Here is an 18,027-nt window from a genome sequence, read left to right on the forward strand (position 1 = left end):
CGAGGTCGCGTACTCCTCGCCCGCCGCGCCCATCGAGAGGAACGTGATGCCGAGCCCGACCGCGAACAGGCACGCCAGCGCGTACCAGGTGGAACGCAGGCTGCGGAGCTTGACCCACTCCGCGTGCAGGGCGTGGCCGAACCGCACCCGGGTCACGAGCCCGCTCATGCCGCCGCCCCCTGGTACTCGACGCTGTCCCTGGTCAGCTCCATGAACGCGTCCTCGAGAGAGGGCCGCTGCGGTGTCAGCTCGCTGAGCACGACGCCGTGGTAGGAGGCGAGCTTGCCGATCTCCTCGCTCGTCAGGCCGGACACGACCAGCGAGGATTCGGGCCCTTCCCGCACGGTGGCGCCGGACGCGGTCAACCGCAGCGCGAACGCGGCCGGCTCGGGCGTGCGGACGAGCACGGTGCCCTCGCCGCTGCCGCGCAGGAACTCGCCCATGCCGGTGTCGGCGATGAGCCGGCCACGGCCGATCACGACGAGGTGGTCGGCGGTCTGCGCCATCTCGCTCATGAGGTGGCTGGAGACCAGCACCGCGCGTCCCTCGCGGGCCAGGGACCGCATGAAGTCCCGGATCCAGCGGATGCCCTCGGGGTCGAGCCCGTTCACCGGTTCGTCGAAGATCAGCGCGCGCGGGTCGCCCAGCAACGCCGCCGCGATGCCGAGCCGTTGGCGCATGCCGAGCGAGAACCCGCCCGCTCGCTTGCCCGCCACGCCTTCGAGCCCGGTCCGGGCGAGCACCTCGTCGACCCGCCGCCGGGGCAGGCCGTTGCTCACGGCGAGCGCCAGCAGGTGGTCGTACGCCTTGCGGGAACCGTGCACGGCGCCCGCGTCGAGCAGCGCGCCGACCTCGGTCAGCGGCACGGGCAGGTCGCGGTAGCGGCGTCCGCCGACCGTGGCCGAACCGCTCGTGGGCGCGGCCAACCCCAGGATCACCTTCATGGTCGTGGACTTGCCCGCGCCGTTCGGCCCGAGGAACCCGGTCACCTGCCCGGCCTGGACGGTGAACGACAGGTCGTCCACCACGGTGTCGGGCCCGTACCGCTTGGTCAGGCCCCGCACGTCGATCATCGTCATGGGTCCGAGCCTGGCGCGCCGGCCTGGCCGAACCCTGGGTGCGCCTGGGAGAACCCTGGGAATTTGACGCACCCGACCGTGCGCCGCGCACCGTCGCCGCGGCGCACTCACAGGGAACACCCAGGACCGGTCGGCGCTAGGTGGTGGTGAGCAGGTGTGCCGGCACCGCGTCCGCCAACGCCCGGTAGCCGGTGGGGTTGAGGTGCAGGTGGTCGCCGCTGTCGTAGGCGGCCCGGAGCCTGCGTGGTTGGGCGGGGTCGCGGACCGCCTGGTCGAAGTCGATCACGGCGTCGAACCGGCCACTGGTGCGGATCCAGGTGTTGACCGCCTGCCGGGCCTGGTCGTGGTGGCCCGCGGCGTCGTCGTAGCCGTTGCCGCCGAACGGTGTGATCGTGGCGCCGTAGACGCGGATGCCCTGGGCGCGGGACTGGACGATGATCTGGTCGTAGGCGTCGATCAGTTCGGTGGCGACCTGGCGCTGACCGGCGTCGGTGGCAGGGGATCCGCCGATGTCGTTGACGCCCTCGAAGACCAGCAGCCACCCGATCCCGCTCTGCGCCAGCACGTCGCGGTCCAGGCGGGACAGCGCGGTCGGACCCAGGCCGCCCCGGAGCACGCTGTTGCCGCCCGCGGCCTGGTTGATCACCGCGACGTCCGCCGTGTCCGGCTGGGACTGGAGCCTGGCCAGGAGCAGGTCGGGCCAGCGGTTGTTGCCGTTGGTGGTGGAACCCCGCCCGTCGGTCAACGAGTCGCCGAGCACGACTACGGAGGCCGTGGTCGGACCGGACAGAACCTCGACGCCGCTGAGGAAGTACCAGTGGTCAGTGGGTGTGGAGCCGGACATCGTGTCGGCGCGGACGTGGTCGCCGGCCAGCAGGTGCGAGGTGGTGCGCGAGCCGGGGTGCGAGGTGATGCTGGTGGAGGCCTGTCCCTGTGCCAGGTACGCCGTCACGGTCAGGTTCGCCTGGGCCGCGAGGGGGAAGGAGATCGGGTCGGAGACCGTTTGAGCACCCTTCTGGATGGTCGTGGACGTCTTGCCGTGGAAGGTGACCTGGCGTGATGTGCCCGGCTCGATGGCGTTGACGCCGGCCTGGCCGCCGCGCGGCTGGGCGACGGTGACGGCGGTGATGGGCAGCGGCGCGCCGCCGAAGGCGTTGGAGAACCGCAGCCTGAGCTGGGTGCCGCCGACGGACACGCGCACGGTCTGGCGCAGGGTGGCGTTGGCCATGACCACGCCGTTCTGGGTGAACGGCGCGGGTGGCATGTTGGACGACTCGGTCAGCTGGGGCATCGACGCCCACGTGTGCACCCAGCGTTCGGCGGACGACGGCTCCGGGCCGATCGCCTGCGACGCCACCACGAGGGCCGCCGCTGCGGCCAGGCCGATGGTCGACGAGGTCCTGCTCATGATCCTCCTTCGCACTGCCGGTCGGTGGGAACCCGCGTGGGTTCCCGCCGACCGGGCGTGGGGTGATCAGCGGGTGGTGCAGGTCGGGGCCATGCCGGTGCCGACACCCGTGCCCTGGAAGCCGAACTCGGTGGACTGGCCGGCGGCGAGGCGGCCGTTGTGGCTGACGTTGGTCCACCGGACGGCGCCGGTGTCGCCGTCGCGTTCGGCGTTCCAGGCGTTGGTGACGGTCGCGCCGGGTGGCAGGGTGAGCGTCACGGTCCAGCCGTCGACGTCGGACGATCCGGCGGTGACCTTCACGGTGGCGGTGAAACCGCCGTTCCACGAGTTCAGGGACGCGGACGCGGTGCACCCGGCCGGACCGCCCGGCGTCGTGGTCGTGGTCGTGGTGCTGGTCGGCGTGGTGGTGGTCGTCGTCGGATCGTCGGGCGAGGCCCGGTGGCTTTCCGGTGGGCCGAGGTAGCTGTACTTCAGGCCGCCGGTGTCGACCACCAGTTTCTGCAGCACGGCCGTGGGGTCGACGGCCCAGAACTTCAGGGTGTGCACGCCGGGGGACGAGACGGTGAACGTGGTCGACGTGCGGTTGACGGCCTCCAGGGCGTTCATCTCCCAGCCCTTGTTCATGGCCGTGTCGTCGGACCCGGTCGCCGTCGTGGTGTTGACCGTCTTCGGCGCCTGGTCGTCGATCGACATCGCGTACTCGACACCGGCGCCGGGCCGGACGTTGTTGCGCGGCGACAGGTGGGCCCACACCGTGACCGGTCCGGTGGTGGTGAGGGTGACCTGGTACTCCAGGCGCGCGCCCGCGCCGCCCGGTGTCTGGTCGCGGGCGGTCACCGGGCTGGGCCGCATGCCCGACCCGGTGCGGCCGATGTCGGGCAGGTGCGACCACGAGACGCCGTTGCCGTCGACGGCCCTGGTGTAGTGGTCGGCCTCGATGGAGACGTAGCCGTTCGCCTCCACGAAACCCGACGGCGGCGCGGCGGGCTTGTTCACCACCGCCTGCACGGTGACGGTGCGGCCCGCGCCGGTGACGGTGATCGGCACCGTCGTCTTCCCGGTGGGCGCCCGGGACCAGTCGACCTCGAGCGTGGCGCGGGTCTGCTTGGTGACGGTGCCGCTGGCCGGGGTCGCGGTCAGCCACGGCACGGACGGCGTGATCCGGTAGGTGAACGAGGCGGCGCCCCGGTTGAACACCTCGACGTGCTGGGCGGGCTGGGTCTGGTACGGGCTGAACTCGGGCAGCACCGGCTGCTCGGTGGCGTTGGGCCACCAGTTCAGCGATCCGTCGATCGCCACTCCCATCGACGCCGCCGCCGGCACGGTGACGCGCTGCACCGCCGGGTAGATCTGGTCGGGCTCCGGCGGTTCCTGCCAACTGGCGTTGTTGCCGTAGCGGACCTTGTCGCCGTAACCGAACTTGGTCTGCGTCTGCCAGCCGGTCCACTTCCCGCCGGCGAGGGTGTTGTTGTAGTGGTCGGACATCGCCACGTCGTCGGCGAGGCGTGCCTCGGCGGTCGCGGCGAGGTCGTTGGTGGCCGCCCGGCCTTGTGAGGCGTACCAGCGGTTGAGGAACTGCGCCTCGCGCAGGGCGTACAGGTTGCCGGTGGCCTTCGCCGGGTAGAGCACGAGCTGGTGGTAGGCGTCCTGGTCGGCCGCGGGCAGCGTGCGGCCCACCGCTTGGGCCCGGGCCGCCAACGCCTCCCACTCCGCCGTGACCCGGTCCAGCTCGCCGTAGTTCTCGATGCTGTACGGCGTCATCGCGTCGTCGGTGGTGATCGCGCCGGCCGCGTTCCTGGTGTAACGCCGGTTGGTCGCCTCCGGCTTGCGACGCGCTTGGAGCTGTCCGTACGCGTGCAGCACGTCGGCGATCGCGGGCGCGGCCTGCTCGCCGAAGTTCTGGGCGGCGTACTGCCGGGTCCACTCCTCGACGCCGTCGGCGGGGATGGCGGCGGGGTTCCAGGCGTAGTCGAGGAAGAACTGGGTGGGCGCTTCCTCGTTCTTCAGGTCGCCGACGTTGACCACCCACAACCGGTCGATGCCGCTCTGGTACGACAGGTCCAGCTGTTCGCGGGTGTTGGCCAGGTTGATCGTGTCGACCCACTTGTAGTTGCGACCGCCGCCGACGTAGTCGAAGTGGTAGTACAGGCCGTACCCGCCCGACCGCGGCGCCAGTGCGGGATCCGGGACCTTGCGCATGTTGCCCCAGTTGTCGTCGGCGAACACCACCGTGACGTCGTCGGGCGGGCGCATGCCGCGGTCCCAGTAGCGCTGGACTTCCTTGTAGAGCGTGAAGACCTGCGGGATCCGGTCGAGCGGTGCGCTGCTCTCGCGGTCCAGGATCCGGCGTTGGCTCGCGATGATGTTCTGCATGAGCTCGACGCCGTCGCCGTCCGGCAGGCTGGTGTCGCCCTCACCGCGCATTCCCAGGGTCACGACGCCTTCGAACTTCTCCCGCTCCATGCGCTTGACGCCGTCGGCCCAGTAGTTCTCCACGGCGGTGGCGTTGCGCACGAAGCTCCACTCGCCGTTGCCGCCGTAGCGGGTGGGGTTGCGCTTCCACTCCTCGATGCCGCGCATCATCGGCGCTTCGTGCGAGGTGCCCATCACGACGCCGTACCGGGTGGCGGTGGCGTGGTTCTCGGGATCGTCCTCGGCGAACGCCCGGCCCCAGACCGCGGGCCAGAGGTAGTTGGCCTTGAGGCGCAGCATGGCCTCGAAGACCTTCTCGTAGTACAGCCGGTTCAACCCACCGGCCTGGCCGGGCGCGAGGCCGGGGCCGAACGTCGCCCGTGCCCACCGACCGGTGGAGGGGTTCTCGTCGTTGATGAACACACCCCGGTACTTCACCGCCGGCGTGCCCTGGGAGTGGCTGCCCGGACGGACGTACAAGGCGCTGTGCTTGCGGGCCGGCACGTCGTCGAAGTAGTGCCACGGCGACACCCCGATCCGCCGCGACACGTCGTAGACGCCGAAGATCGTGCCCCGCTGGTCGCTGCCCGCGATCACCAGCGCCCGGCTCACCCCCGCCACGGGGTTCTCGACCACCTGTTGCAGCGAGGTCTCCCACTTGCCCCGGATCCGGGTGACGTCGAGCTTCCCGGCGGACGCCAACCCGTCGATCAGCGCGCTGCGGCCGAGAGTGCCGACCAGCACCACTTCGCCGGACGCCGGCGTGCCCGTGGAGACGGTCGGTCGCACGCCGGTGACGCGTTCCACGTCGGTGCGCAGGTCGTTCACCACCCGCACCACGCCCGGGAAGTCGCCGCCGCTCACGAACAACGGCGCGGCCCTGCCGTTCGCGGCGAGCGTGAACCCGCCGTCCACCGGGGCGAACGAGAGGTAGTCGCCTTCGGCAGCGGCCGACGCGGCCGGCGCGCGGGCGGTCATCACGACCGCCGGCGCCACCGCCGCGAGGACCACCAAGCCGAGGATCGCGGACACGACTGGTGAGCGGCTCATGAGCGGACCTCGTAGGTGACCAGGGAGCGAGCGGGGATCGTGGAGGTGAACGCGCCGCCGCTGATGGCGACGGGGGTCTGCGCGGCGGTGTTGTTCGAGCCGTTGGTGAGGTGCGGGACGGCCTGCGTGCCGGTGCCCGTGCCGCGCAGGGTGACGGGCACGGAGACGGCCGAGCGGGTGGTGTTCAGCGCGACGACGGCCGGCGAGCCGTCGGTGTTGCGGAACGCGGCGACCTTCACGTCGGCGTTGGCGGCGGTGGCGGCGACCCTGGTCGCGCCGGGCCGGATGTAGCGGCTGTAGTTGGCCAGCGCCCACAGCCGGGACGAGGTCTGGAACGAGTCGCCGCTCAGCCGGATCAGCGGCGAGTTCGCGGTGCTGTTCGCCGCGCCCCACCAGTGCAGGAACGCGCTGACGTTCGCCGAGGTCAACGCGGTCATCGTCCGGTCTGCCCAGGTGTAGCCGGACCCGGCCGACCCGTCGTCCCACGCGGTGGTGAACGGGTCGAAGTCGGCCCACTCGGTCATCCACGTGGGCTTGGCCGTCTGGGTGAACGGCGTGGTGGGCGGGGAGCTGTAGCCGTGCCCGCCGGCCACGTCGAGCGCGGAGAACGCCGCGCCGTCCCGGGCGATGGTGTTCACCATGTCGTTGCCGTGCCGCCAGCCCATGGCGTCGCAGCACACGATCTTGAGGTCGAGGCCGTTGGCGCGCAGCCGCGAGTCGAGCACCTTGACGAAGTCCGCCGCCTGCGCGCCGTTGACGATCATGCTGGAGTAGGTGGTGGTCAGCTCGGGCTCGTTCACGAAGCCCAGGTGCGTGATCGGCACCCCGGAGTCCCGGTTGAGCTGCACGTACTTGACCAGGTAGTCGGCGTACGCCCGCCGCCAGTCGCCACTGGCGCAACTCGCGCCGGGCATGCCGCACAGCGTGCCGCCGTTGGTTTCGTCGCCGTTGGTCTTCATGTAACCGGGCGCGCTCCACGCGTCGGCGTAGATCGTGCGCACGCCGTAGGCCATGGCCTCCTTGGACAGCCACACCTGGCCCCGGTCGGTGCCGTCCCACCGCCACTGCGGCGGGGTGCTCGGGCCGCTGGGGGCCGTCGGCGCGACGGTGTTGGCCGCGCCGGAGTCGATCAGGTTGCGCAGGATGCTGAAACCCGCGCCCCGGCTCCGGTCGAACAGCAGGTCGAGCACCTTGCGCTGGTTGGCGGCCGACAGGCCCAGCGCGCCGCCGAGCACCTTGGCCTGACCGAACGCCTGGGAGAAGCCGAAACCGTCGACGCGCTGGTACGTGGTCGCGGTGTCCACCGTGACGGAGGTGGCCGCCCAGGCGACCGGCGCGCCGACCGGCGTCACGGCCGCCGCCACGACCAGCGCCGCGGCGACGGCGCGGAGCCGTCGCCGTTGGAACATCGTCTGGAACATCGTCGTCCCTCCGAGTCGCTCCCGCCCGTTGCGGAAGTTAGGGACGCGGAACGGAGGAGGGCAACCACGGCGAAAGTGCGGAGAACGGGGACGAGAGGACGAGTCCGCAGGTCGAAAGCTTTCGATCAACTATGGAAACGCTTCGGGACTTCACTCGTTCGGCGCAGCCGGGTTTCGGTATGTGGACTCACTTCGGCGGCGCGGTGCTGTCGCGGACGATGAGGGTGGTGGCCAGCTCGACCCGGGCCTGGTCGGGCGTCCGGCCCGCGGCCAGGGTCAGGACCAGCTCGGCGGCGGCGGCGCCCATCTCGACCATCGGCTGCCGCACGGTGGTCATCGGCGGCCCGCACCAGCGCACGGCCGGTATGTCGTCGAAGCCGACCACGCTGAGGTCCTCGGGGATGCGCAGGCCCGCCTGCCGGGCCGCCTCGTAGACGCCCAGCGCCTGGAGGTCGTTGCCGCACAGCACGGCGGTGGGCGGGTCGGGCAGCCGCAGCAGCTCGCGGGCGTGGTTGAACCCCTCCTCGAAGGCGAACCACTGCCCGATGCGCACCAACCGCTCGTCCAGCGGCACGCCGTGCTCGGCCATCGCCGCCCGGATGCCGCCGAGCCTGGCCCGTGCGCACATCCGCTCGGGTGGGCCGGCGATGACGGCGATGCGCTGGTGGCCGAGGGAGAGCAGGTGCCGGGCCGCCGCGATGCCGCCGCTCCAGTTGGCCGCGCCGACCGACGGCACGGAGTGCTCCGGCTCGCCCGTCGGGTCCAGCGCCACCAGCGGGATGCCGCTCGTGGCCAGCAGGCCGTGCTGCTCGCTGGTGAAGCCGAGGTGCACGACGACCACGCCGTACGGCTGCCGCGACAGCAGGTCGTGCGCCCAGGACCGGCCGGTCGCCGACTGGCGCGCGGCGTCGGTGAAGCCGACGGCCAGCCGGTGCGCGCCCGCGACCCGCTCCACACCGTGCATGACCTCGACCGCCAGGTAGCTCTGCATGCCGAAGAAGACGACCTCCACGTTCGGCGCCCGCACGACCGCCTCCGGCCGCCGGTAGCCGTGCTCCCGCAGGGCCGCCTCCACCCGTCGCCGGGTCGTCACCGCCACACCCGGACGCCCGTTGAGCACCTTCGACACCGTCGGCGCGGACACGCCGGCCAGCCGCGCGACCGCCGCGACGGTCAGCTCGCCACGCCTGCGCCCACGCGGTCGCGCGTGCGCCGGCGGACGCTCCTTGGCCTGCGGCTTCCGCATCGCGTCCACCTCGTCGAGCAGCCGGGTCCGGACCGCCTCCGCCTCGCGGTCGGCCGCGGGACCGGCGGGCACCGTCTCGGTCAGGTACCGCCGCTTGCCCGAGTCGGGGTCGACCCCGGCGTACACCCTCACCCGCAACGACCCGCTCGGCAGCCGTTCGACCTCGCCACGCGCCTGCCGCCGTGCACCGGGAGTTCCCATGGAGCCACGGTACCGAAAATATAGCTCCACGGCGACCGGTGATTAGCTCCACGGAATCGATGCTCTCCACGCGCCGGATTGGCGACTTGTCAGCGCGCCTAAGAGGGTTCGGCTCGCAGTGGGACCCGTGGGGAGAGGACGCACCATGCCCGGAACCACCACCCACGACGGTTACGGTCACGCCGCGCACGCCGAGACGGGGACCGCCGCCACGACTCCGACACGAGCTACGACCAGGGCGCGAAGGCCTGGGACGTCGGCCGCACGCGCCAGTGCCGGCGCGACTGCTCGGGCTACGTCGGCATGGCGTGGCGCCTGGGCTGCGACCCGGCGACCTGCTCAACGACCGGGTGAACGACGGCGGCGGGCGCCACCCGTACCACGCGATCCTGTTCGGCGGCTGGGAGAACTCGGCCAAGACCTCGTTCTGGTGCTACAGCTTCGGCTCGCCGCCGATCGACAAGGTCACCGGTGCGTCGTTCAGCCGGTCGTCGCTCTCGGGCCACCCGACGTCGCACTACCGGGCGTTGCGCTACCGCGAGATCGTGGACGGCGGCGTCTACTTCGGACACAACGCCGAGGGCGGGCTGCTGCGCTACAGGGACTCGAACCCGTACGACGGCAGCGGCGCGGACCTGAGCGGCCCGGACACCGTGGACCCGCAGGGCTGGTCGCAGGTGCTGCTGTCCGCGCAACCGGGCACGGTCGCCTGATCGCGTCCCCGGCCGCGGGCCTCGCACCGCGGCCGGGGACGTCCGTCGATACTGTGGGTCACGTGCCACGAAACCGCCTGTACCGCGACGGCACGCTCGCGGAGGAGGACTTCCCGCTCGCCGACGTGCCCCGGCTGCTGCGGGACGAGGACGCCGTCGTCTGGCTCGACCTGTGCGGCCCGACCGAGTCGGACCTGGCGGTCATAGCGGGCGAACTGGGCTTGCACGAGACGTCCGTGGAGGACGCCCTGGAGCACCACGAGCGGCCCAAACTTCACCAGTACGACACGCACCTGCTCGTGAACGCGTACGCGGTGACCCTGGACGAGGCGTCGGGCCGGTTGACGACGGCGGAGCTGTCGGCGTTCGTGACGCCGCGGGCGTTGATCACGGTCCGCAACGACGACCGGTTCGACGTGGACGCCCTGACCAGGCGGTGGGACGAGTCGTCGAGCCTGGCCGGCAGCGGGGTCGGCTTCCTGCTGCACGGGCTGCTGGACGTCGTCGTGGACAGCCACTTCGACGCCGTGCAGGCGCTGGACGACCACGTCGAGGGCTTGGAGGACCTGGTGTTCGCCGAGCGGCCGGACGACCCCGACATGCAGCGGCGGGCGTTGGCGATGCGGAAGTCGCTGGTGACGCTGCGCCGGGTCGTGCTGCCGATGCGCGAAGTGCTCAGCGGCCTGATGCGCCGCGACCACGCCGCGGTGGACAGCCGGATGACGCCCTACTACCAGGACGTCTACGACCACGTGCTGCGTGCGTCGGAGTGGACGGAGTCGTTGCGGGACATGGTCGCCACCATCCGCGACATCCAGCTCAACCTCCAGGGCAACCGGCTCAACCTGATCATGAAGAAGGTGACCGGGTGGGCCGCGATCATCGCCGTGCCGACCGCCGTGACCGGCTTCTACGGCCAGAACGTCCCCTACCCGGGCTTCGACGAGGTGTGGGGCTTCTGGGTCTCCACGGTGACCATGCTCCTGCTGTCCGCCGGGCTGTACGCGCTGTTCAAGCGACGCGACTGGATCTGAACGACCGGCGCGCGGGAGGATGGTCGGCGAAGGGGGTAGACATGACGGAGCAGGGTGATCGTCAGACGCCGGGTGTCGAGGCGTTGACGGACAAGATCAGGCAGCTCGTGCACGAGGGCAACACGCGCCGGGTGGTCGTGCGCAACGGCAACGGCGAGCCGGTGCTCGACATCCCGGTGACGGCCGGCGTGGTGGCCGCGGTGGCCGCGCCGATGGTGACGGCCGTGGCGGCGTTCGCGGCTCTCGCGGGCCCGTGGTCGGTCGGCGTGGAGCGCCCGGAGCCCACCGCACCGACCGAAGCCGAACCGGACACGGGCACGGGCACGACCGACAGCACCGGTGCCGCTGCCGCCGAGACCGAGACCGTCGACGCCACTGAGAGCGACACCGGCACCGACACCGTGCCGCCCGTGAAGGGCTGAGGACCGAGCCAGGGCGACCCTGGACCCAAGAGGCGGTGGCCGCGCGATGTCGTCCACCGCCTCTGGCGACTCCGGGGCCGCGTGGTGCGGTGGGGCATCGGGGGAGTGCGTCCGATGTGGAGGTCCACAACGGACGACGGCGGCGGGTCGGTCGTCGGCAGTCGACTCGTGGCGGCGGGGGTGGGCGCGAGGTCTCATGTGACCGGTCAAGCCGCGCAATCCTGGCGCGCGCCGGAGCGCCGAGTCAACCGAAGTGGCGCGGGGACGCGGGGTCGGCCGCCCTTTTCGGGTCCGGTGCTTCGGAGGTGCGCAGGTCGTGGCCGGGCGGTTCCGGAGTGTCGTCTCCGACGGCGCGCGTGACCGTTAACCGCACTCTGTGGAGAACCTGTCGGCCGAGTTAACGTGAAGATCGTCCGGTTGGCCGTCGACCGCGACCTCTATATGTCCTCTATATCTCCATGTTATGGCGGCACTGCCGCGCGCCGGTAGTTCACCGGCGTTCACGGGCCCGTTCGGCTCGATTTGACACCCCTTCAAGGGGTCGCTAGCTTGCCGCGCCGGACAATGTGAACAGCGTTCTCGTTCAGGGTTTTGAGACGGATTTGTCAGCGTGCTGCGCCAATCGGCTGATTGTGATCGACAAGCCGCGTTGCCAAGGTGGTCGGTGCTGAGGAACGGGAACGACTCGATACCTGTTGGAGATTGACGAGCCCGTTCGACGATCGGCAGCCTCCGAGATCTGCGCAGATCAGGGAGGTTCCGGCACACCCTCCAGTACTGGAGCGGTGTGCGCAGTACCGTGACGCGTGGTCCGCCGGCCGCGCGCGAACTTCCATCGAGGACAACGGCAGTGAATACGATCTCCTGTCCCAGGGGCCCGTTCACCGCCGTTCCCGAGCTATTCGGGAACGCGGTGCGCGGGGCGGACAAACGTGAGGCGGGCACTACCGGCGGTAACTCGGGTGGCGCGGTCGACACCGCGCCACCGGGCGTCACGCCGAGTCGTGCGCAGCGGTCGCACCCGTGGCACGTGTCGCGCTCGACACGTGCGCCACGTGCGGCGCGACCCTTCTCCTAGCGCCCCCGCGCGAATTCCGGCACCCCGCGTGCGTCGCGGGTGAAATGTGTCCGAAAGCCTCGGCTCACGTCCTGGTTCGTGAGCCGCCCACGCCTGTCCGGGCGGTAGTGGCGAATGCGGTCCCGCACGAGGTTTTCCCGTGCCGCCGGACCGGGTCCATTCCGAGTCAACGCCCCGGTGGGTGTCCGATGAACGAGGAACGAGGGCAGAGCCATGCTTGTGAACGAACACGGCGGGGAAACACCCCTGGCCCACGTCGCCGAACGCTGCCACGCGCTCATCGGCGTGCTGCGCGAACGCGGGGTCGGCGACGACGACCGGGTCGTGCTGTCGGCGCGCAACTCCGACGACTTCGTGGTGCTGCTGTTCGCGCTGATGGAGCTGGGCGTCTCCGTCGGCCTGGTCGACCCCGGCCTGCCGCCCGCGCAGTCCGCCGAGCACGTGGTCGACTCCGGCGCCCGCTGGTTCGTCACCGACGCCGACCAGGCCGACCCCGCGTTCGACCGCATCGCGGCCGGCCTGCTCGACCTGCGGGGCCTGGTGAAGACGGCGCGCGACCTGCCGGTGGCCGAGGTCCCGGAGCTGACCTTCGCCAAGTGGGGCCGACGGCGTGACGCGCTCGTGGTCTGGAGTTCCGGCAGCTCCGGCAAGCCCAAGGGCGTCGTGCGCTCCGGCGCGTCCGTGCTGCGCAACGTCGAGCGCACCCAGGCCCGCATGGGCTACGTCGAGTCCGACGTGCTGCTGCCGCTGCTGCCCTTCACCCACCAGTACGGGCTGTCCATGCTGCTGCTCTGGTGGCACGCCCGCGCCACGCTGGTCATCGCGCCGAGCAGGCGCGTCGACCAGGCGTTGGACGTGATCGCCCGGCAGCGCGTGACCGTCGTGGACGCCGTGCCCGCCACCTACGACACGATGCTGCGCGTCGTCGCCCGCCGCGACACCCGCGCCCTGGGTTCGGTGCGGATGTGGTGCGTCGGCGGCGAACCGCTGCGCGACGAGCTGCGCACCCGCTTCGAGACCCGCTTCGACGCCACGCTGCTGGACGGCTACGGCAGCAGCGAGGCGGGCAACATCGCGCTGTCCTCGACCGAGGACCCGACCTACTGCGGCACGCCGCTGGACGGCGTCGCGGTGGAGGTTCGCGACCCGCTCGGCAACCGGGTGCCGCCGGGCGAGATCGGCGAGGTCGTGGTCCGCACCCCCGACATCATGGTCGGCCTGCTCGAACCCGGCGGACGCGTCCGCGAGGTGGAGCGGCAGGAGTTCCACACCCGCGACATCGGCTACCTCACGTCCGCCGGGCAGCTGCGCGTGCTGGGCCGCAAGTCGGCCGTGCACCGCTTCGGCCACACGCTCTACCCCGACGCCATCGCCGAGAAGGCGGGCGCGTGCGGCGCGCCCGTGCGCGTGATCCCGGTCGAGGACGAGCAGCGCGGCACCCAGCTCGTGTTCGTGATCACCGACCCGGCCGAGCAGCCCGTGGCGCACTGGAAGCGCGCCGTGTCCCGGTTCGTCGCCGCGCACGAGCAACCCAACCGCGTGGTCGTGCTCAAGGAACTCCCGCTCAACGGCAACGGCAAGGTCGACCTCCAGGCGTTGCGCGACATCGCCGCCTCGACCGTGGCCCTCGAAGGCGTCAAGGGCGTGTTCCCCCGCGGGCACGGCGACGCCGACCCGTCGGCCATCCCGTTTCCCGACCGGCTGGCCCGGCTCACCGATCTCGCCCAGCTGCTGCGCGAACGCCGCACCGAGGTGATGTCCCTGCTCACGCAGGTGATGAGCTACAAGACCGCGTACGGCGAGATCGACGCCTCGATCGCCGCCCTGGAGGGCGCCGCGGCCGAGATCGCCCGGTACCGGCCGCCCGCGATCGGCCAGATCGGCGTGCTGATGCCGTCGAACATCCCGCTCTACAGCTACGTGCTGTACCTGGCGATCCCCAGCCTCTACAGCGAGCGCGTGGTGTTCCGGCCGTCGCGGCGGATCTCCGACCAGCTCCTCAAGCTGCACGAGCTGCTGTCCGGCGTGCACCACCTGCCGATCGTGCTCGACGACGGCGACCAGCGGGAGTTCCTGGAGGGCGAGGGCACGCGCTCGGACGTGCTCGTGTTCACCGGCACGTTCAACAACGCCGAGAAGATCCGCGCCGGGCTGCGCCGCGACCAGCTGTTCCTCTACTTCGGCCAGGGCGTGAACCCGTTCGTGGTCGGCGCGGACGCCGACATCCCCAAGGCCGTCGACGGCCTGCTGCGCGTGCGGATGCTGAACTCCGGCCAGGACTGCTTCGGCCCGGACGTGGTGTTCGTGCACACCTCGATCAGCGCCCAGTTCTGCAACCTGCTGTGCCGCCGGGTGGACAACCTGCGCTACGGCCGGTTCGACGACCCGAACGCCGACTACAGCCACATGTTCTACCTCGACGCGTTCGACGCCTCGCTGGACTACCTCCGGTCGGGCCGCGAGCACCTGGCCGCCGGGGGCGAGGTCAACTTCGTGGACGACCACCTCAGCCCCACCGTGCTGATCCGGCCCGCCGACACCAAGATCACCCCGCCCGAGCTGTTCGCCCCGATCTTCAACGTGGTGCCGTTCACCTCGACGGACTGGTTGCACCCGATGCTCGACCACCAGTACTTCCAGGAGCGGGCCATGGCCGCCACGGTCTACGGCGACCTGCCCGACACCGTGGAGCTGCTGCGCCGGCGGCACACGGTCAGCGTGAACGAGACCGTGATCGACATCGAGGACGGCAACGCGCCCTTCGGCGGCACGGGCATCCGCGCCAACTACGCCGCGTTCGGCCGCAAGCGCCACGCCGAGCCCCTGCTGATCTCGAAGGCCGTCGCGGACCACCTCGGGTCTGACCGCCTGGCCGCGTCCGACGCCACCGGCCGCACGGCCTGACGGCCGCCGAACAGATGGGTGTGATCGACATGGAACCGCCGTCCGCGCAGGAAGCCCCCGGCGAGCACGGTCCGGGCGAGAACGCACCGGGCCACCACGTCCGGGGCGCTTGGCACGCCGTGGCCAGGCTGCTCGCCGAAGCCGGTGTCGAGGTCGTGTTCGGCCTGCCCGACGACGACCTGGACGCCCTCGGCGCGCTGCACGCCGCCGGTGTCCGGTTGGTCGTGTGCCGGGACCAGCGCAACGCCGTGTTCATGGCCACGGGTTACGCCCTGCGGTCCGGTGCGCTCGGCGTCGCGCTCGTCGGCAAGGGCCCGGCGGTGACCAACACCGTGACGGGCCTGCTGGAGGCGTCGTCGTCCGGCGCGCCCGTGCTGCTGCTCTCCGGCGGCACGGCGGCCGAGCGGCGGGGCAGCGGCGCGTTCCAGGAGCTGGACCAACAGGCCGTGGTCGCGCCCCTGGTGAAGTCCGCGACCCGGGTCGACCACCCGGCGCGGCTCGCGCCCGCCGTGCGCCGGGCCATCCTGGTCGCCACGTCCGGCGCGACCGGTCCGGTGTACGTGGAGCTGCCCGACCACCTGCTGAAGGTGGACGTGCCCGTGCCGCCGCCCGCGCCGCCCGTCGAACGGCCGGCGTCGGTCACGGTGTCCGGGGACTCGGCGGCGCTGGACGCGCTGCGCCACGCGCGGCGCCCGATCGTGCTGGTCGGCGGCGGCATGCGGCACCGCAACGCGGACGGCGTGGTCGAGCGGTTCGCCGAACGCGTCGGCGCGGCCCTGTCGTGCACGGCCAGCGGACGCGGCGTGGTGGACGAGTCGTCGGTGCGGTTCATCGGGCTCGCCGGCCTGTACGCGCCGGACCGCGCCAAGGCGCTGTGGGTCGATGCCGACTGCGTGGTCGTGCTCGGCAGCAGGCTGGAGGAGACCGCGACCCACGGCTGGCCGACCGCCCTGGGCACGACCGTGCCGGTGGTGCAGGTCAACGTCGACGCGGCGGGCGTGGCCACCCAGTACGCCGGACCGGTCGTGCTCGGCGACGGCGCGGAGGTCTGCGCGGCCTGGCTCGAGCAGGTCGTGGACGGTGCGCCCGTCGAGTGGTCCAAGCGCGTGGACGAGGTGCACCACGGGCTGCGCGCCGACCACCGCCGTGAGCTGGCCGACCTCGCCGCGAAGCCCGGGCTGCACGTCGTGGAGGTGCTGGCCGCGCTCGACGCCGAGCTGCCCGCCGACCGCGTCCTCGTGCAGGAGAACGGCTTGCAGGACATGTGGTCCTACAGCTTCCCCCGGTTCGAGTGCGCGCACGGCGCCGGCTCGGTCGTGCCGTCCGAGCAGACCAGCCTCGGGTTCGGCGCGGCGGCGGCGATCGGCGTGAAGGCCGCGGCGGGCGACCGGCCGGTGGTGGCGTTCGTCGGCGACGGCGCGTTCGGCCTGTTCGACGCCGACCTGCCGACGGCCGCCGCGCTCGGCTCCGGGCTGCTGTACGTGGTGCTGCGCAACGGCGGCTACGGCTGGCTGCACTCCCAGCTCGGCCCTGACGACGAGGGCCTGGCGGGCACGGCGTTCGTGGACCCGGACGCCGTCACGGCCCGTGCGCCGCAACTGCGCGGCGTGCACCAGGTGACCGTCACCAAGGAGTCGTTGCGCGCCGACATGACCGACGCGTGGCGGCGCGCGCAGGAGGGCGAGGTCGTCGTCCTCAACGTCCCCACACGCCTGGAAGACGCGTTGTTCGCCGACCACGAACTCGGCGGCGCCTTCCCGGTCGCCGACTGACCCCCCTGACTGGAGCGAGGAGCAGCACATGGCTGAACGACACGGCAGGCGGGTCGTCATCACCGGCTGGGGCGTGGTGTCCCCGGTCGGCCTCACCGCCGACGAGACGTGGGACGCGCTGGTCGCCGGGCGCAGCGGCATCGGGAACGTGACCGTCATCGACGCCTCCGACCTGCCGACCGACCTGGCGGGCGAGGTCAAGGGCTTCGAGCCGAAGAAGTACCTGAACCACAAGCAGCTGCGCCGCATGGACCCGTACGCGCAGTACGCGTTCGCCGCCGCCTCGGAGGCCGTCGGCACGGCGAAGCTGGAGATCACCGAGGACGGCGCGCACCGCGTCGGCGCGCTCATCGGCAGCGGCTACGGGCCCATGCGGTCCCTCGGTGAGCACGTGGTGGCGCTCAACGCGAAGGGGCCGCGCGCGGTCAGCCCGTTCGCGCCCATCACCGGCGCCATCGACAGCGCGGCGGGCGAGATCAGCCTGGCGTTCGGCGTCACCGGGCCGACCCGGGCGTTGAGCAGCGCGTGCGCGACGGGCACCGACGCCATCGGCGAGGCGGCGCGCTGGGTGCGCTACGGCGTGGTCGACGCGGTGATCGCGGGCGGCGCGGAGAACATCCTCACCCGCGTGGACATGGCGGGCAGCGGCAACGCCAAGGCGCTGTCCACCCGCACCGACGCGCCCGCCGAGGCGTGCCGGCCGTTCGACGAGGACCGCGACGGGTTCGTGATGGCCTCCGGGTCCGGGATGGTCGTGCTGGAGTCCGAGGAGCACGCGCTCGCGCGTGGCGCGACGATCCTCGCCGAGGTCGCCGGTTACGCCGCCACGTCCGACGCCCACCACTGGACCGCGCCGCACCCCGAGGGCCGGGGCGCGCGGGCCGCCATGCGCGGCGCGCTGGCCGACGCGGGCCTCATGCCCGAGGACGTCGGCTACGTCAACGCGCACGGCACCAGCACCGTGTTCAACGACCAGTCCGAACTGGACTCGATCCGCGCGGTGTTCGGCGAGCACGCCGAGCGCATCCCGGTCAGCTCCACGAAGTCCATGACCGGCCACATGATCGGCGCGGCGGGTGCGGTGGAGGCGATCGTCGGCGCGATGGCGATCAACCGCGGTCTCGTGCCGCCGACGATCAACTGCCACCGGCCGATCGACCGCGCGGTCAACTTCGTCGCCCACGAGGCGCAGGCGCACGACGTGGACGTGGTCATGAGCAATTCCTTCGGCTTCGGCGGCCACAACGCCGTGGTCGTGCTGCGCCGGTGGCAGGGCTAGGGATCCCC

11 protein-coding genes are annotated in these 18,027 nt (G+C 71.8%); 6 read left to right on the top strand and 5 right to left on the bottom strand.

Annotated elements, in window-relative coordinates; translation table 11 throughout:
* Window positions 1–164: 164 nt before the first annotated feature.
* From AB0H12_RS25345 to AB0H12_RS25365, 5 genes are all read right to left on the bottom strand, one after another.
* On the bottom strand, window positions 165–1,073 hold the full coding sequence (locus AB0H12_RS25345) for an ABC transporter ATP-binding protein (protein WP_499626005.1): 909 nt from the start codon (window positions 1,071–1,073) through the stop codon (window positions 165–167).
* A 142-nt stretch (window positions 1,074–1,215) separates the two neighbouring features.
* A complete protein-coding gene (locus AB0H12_RS25350) occupies window positions 1,216–2,487 on the bottom strand; it encodes an SGNH/GDSL hydrolase family protein (protein ID WP_499625855.1) in 1,272 nt (423 codons plus the stop codon).
* Between the two features lie 66 nt (window positions 2,488–2,553).
* Window positions 2,554–5,949 carry a glycosyl hydrolase 115 family protein gene (locus AB0H12_RS25355; RefSeq protein WP_499625857.1) on the bottom strand — a complete coding sequence of 1,132 codons (3,396 nt, stop codon included), beginning with the start codon at window positions 5,947–5,949 and terminating at the stop codon, window positions 2,554–2,556.
* Window positions 5,946–7,370, bottom strand: a complete 1,425-nt coding sequence (locus tag AB0H12_RS25360) for a glycoside hydrolase family 30 protein (RefSeq protein WP_499625860.1) — start codon at window positions 7,368–7,370, stop codon at window positions 5,946–5,948. The genes AB0H12_RS25355 and AB0H12_RS25360 overlap by 4 nt, the downstream gene beginning before the upstream one ends.
* A gap of 187 nt (window positions 7,371–7,557) precedes the next feature.
* A complete protein-coding gene (locus AB0H12_RS25365) occupies window positions 7,558–8,817 on the bottom strand; it encodes a LacI family DNA-binding transcriptional regulator (protein WP_499625862.1) in 1,260 nt (419 codons plus the stop codon).
* A gap of 308 nt (window positions 8,818–9,125) precedes the next feature.
* Here AB0H12_RS25365 and AB0H12_RS25370 point away from each other — a divergent pair, with 308 nt between their 5' ends.
* From AB0H12_RS25370 to fabF, 6 genes are all read left to right on the top strand, one after another.
* Complete coding sequence (locus AB0H12_RS25370) at window positions 9,126–9,530, top strand: hypothetical protein (RefSeq protein ID WP_499625864.1); 405 nt, start codon at window positions 9,126–9,128, stop codon at window positions 9,528–9,530.
* Window positions 9,531–9,592: 62 nt separating this feature from the next.
* Window positions 9,593–10,564: a magnesium transporter CorA family protein gene (locus AB0H12_RS25375; RefSeq protein WP_499625866.1), complete on the top strand. Its 972-nt coding sequence runs from the start codon at window positions 9,593–9,595 to the stop codon at window positions 10,562–10,564.
* A gap of 41 nt (window positions 10,565–10,605) precedes the next feature.
* A complete protein-coding gene (locus AB0H12_RS25380) occupies window positions 10,606–10,986 on the top strand; it encodes a DUF4342 domain-containing protein (RefSeq protein WP_499625867.1) in 381 nt (126 codons plus the stop codon).
* A gap of 1,291 nt (window positions 10,987–12,277) precedes the next feature.
* Window positions 12,278–14,968 (top strand): aldehyde dehydrogenase family protein, encoded by a 2,691-nt coding sequence (locus tag AB0H12_RS25385; RefSeq protein ID WP_499625869.1) that lies wholly within the window; start codon window positions 12,278–12,280, stop codon window positions 14,966–14,968.
* A gap of 29 nt (window positions 14,969–14,997) precedes the next feature.
* Entirely contained in the window at window positions 14,998–16,740 is a 1,743-nt protein-coding gene (locus tag AB0H12_RS25390; protein WP_499625870.1) for a thiamine pyrophosphate-binding protein, read from the top strand.
* Between the two features lie 28 nt (window positions 16,741–16,768).
* Window positions 16,769–18,019: a beta-ketoacyl-ACP synthase II gene (fabF, locus tag AB0H12_RS25395; protein WP_499625872.1), complete on the top strand. Its 1,251-nt coding sequence runs from the start codon at window positions 16,769–16,771 to the stop codon at window positions 18,017–18,019.
* The last annotated feature ends 8 nt before the right edge of the window (window positions 18,020–18,027 follow it).

The organism is Actinosynnema sp. NPDC023794 (assembly GCF_040639675.1).
Lineage (GTDB): Bacteria > Actinomycetota > Actinomycetes > Mycobacteriales > Pseudonocardiaceae > Actinosynnema > Actinosynnema luteola.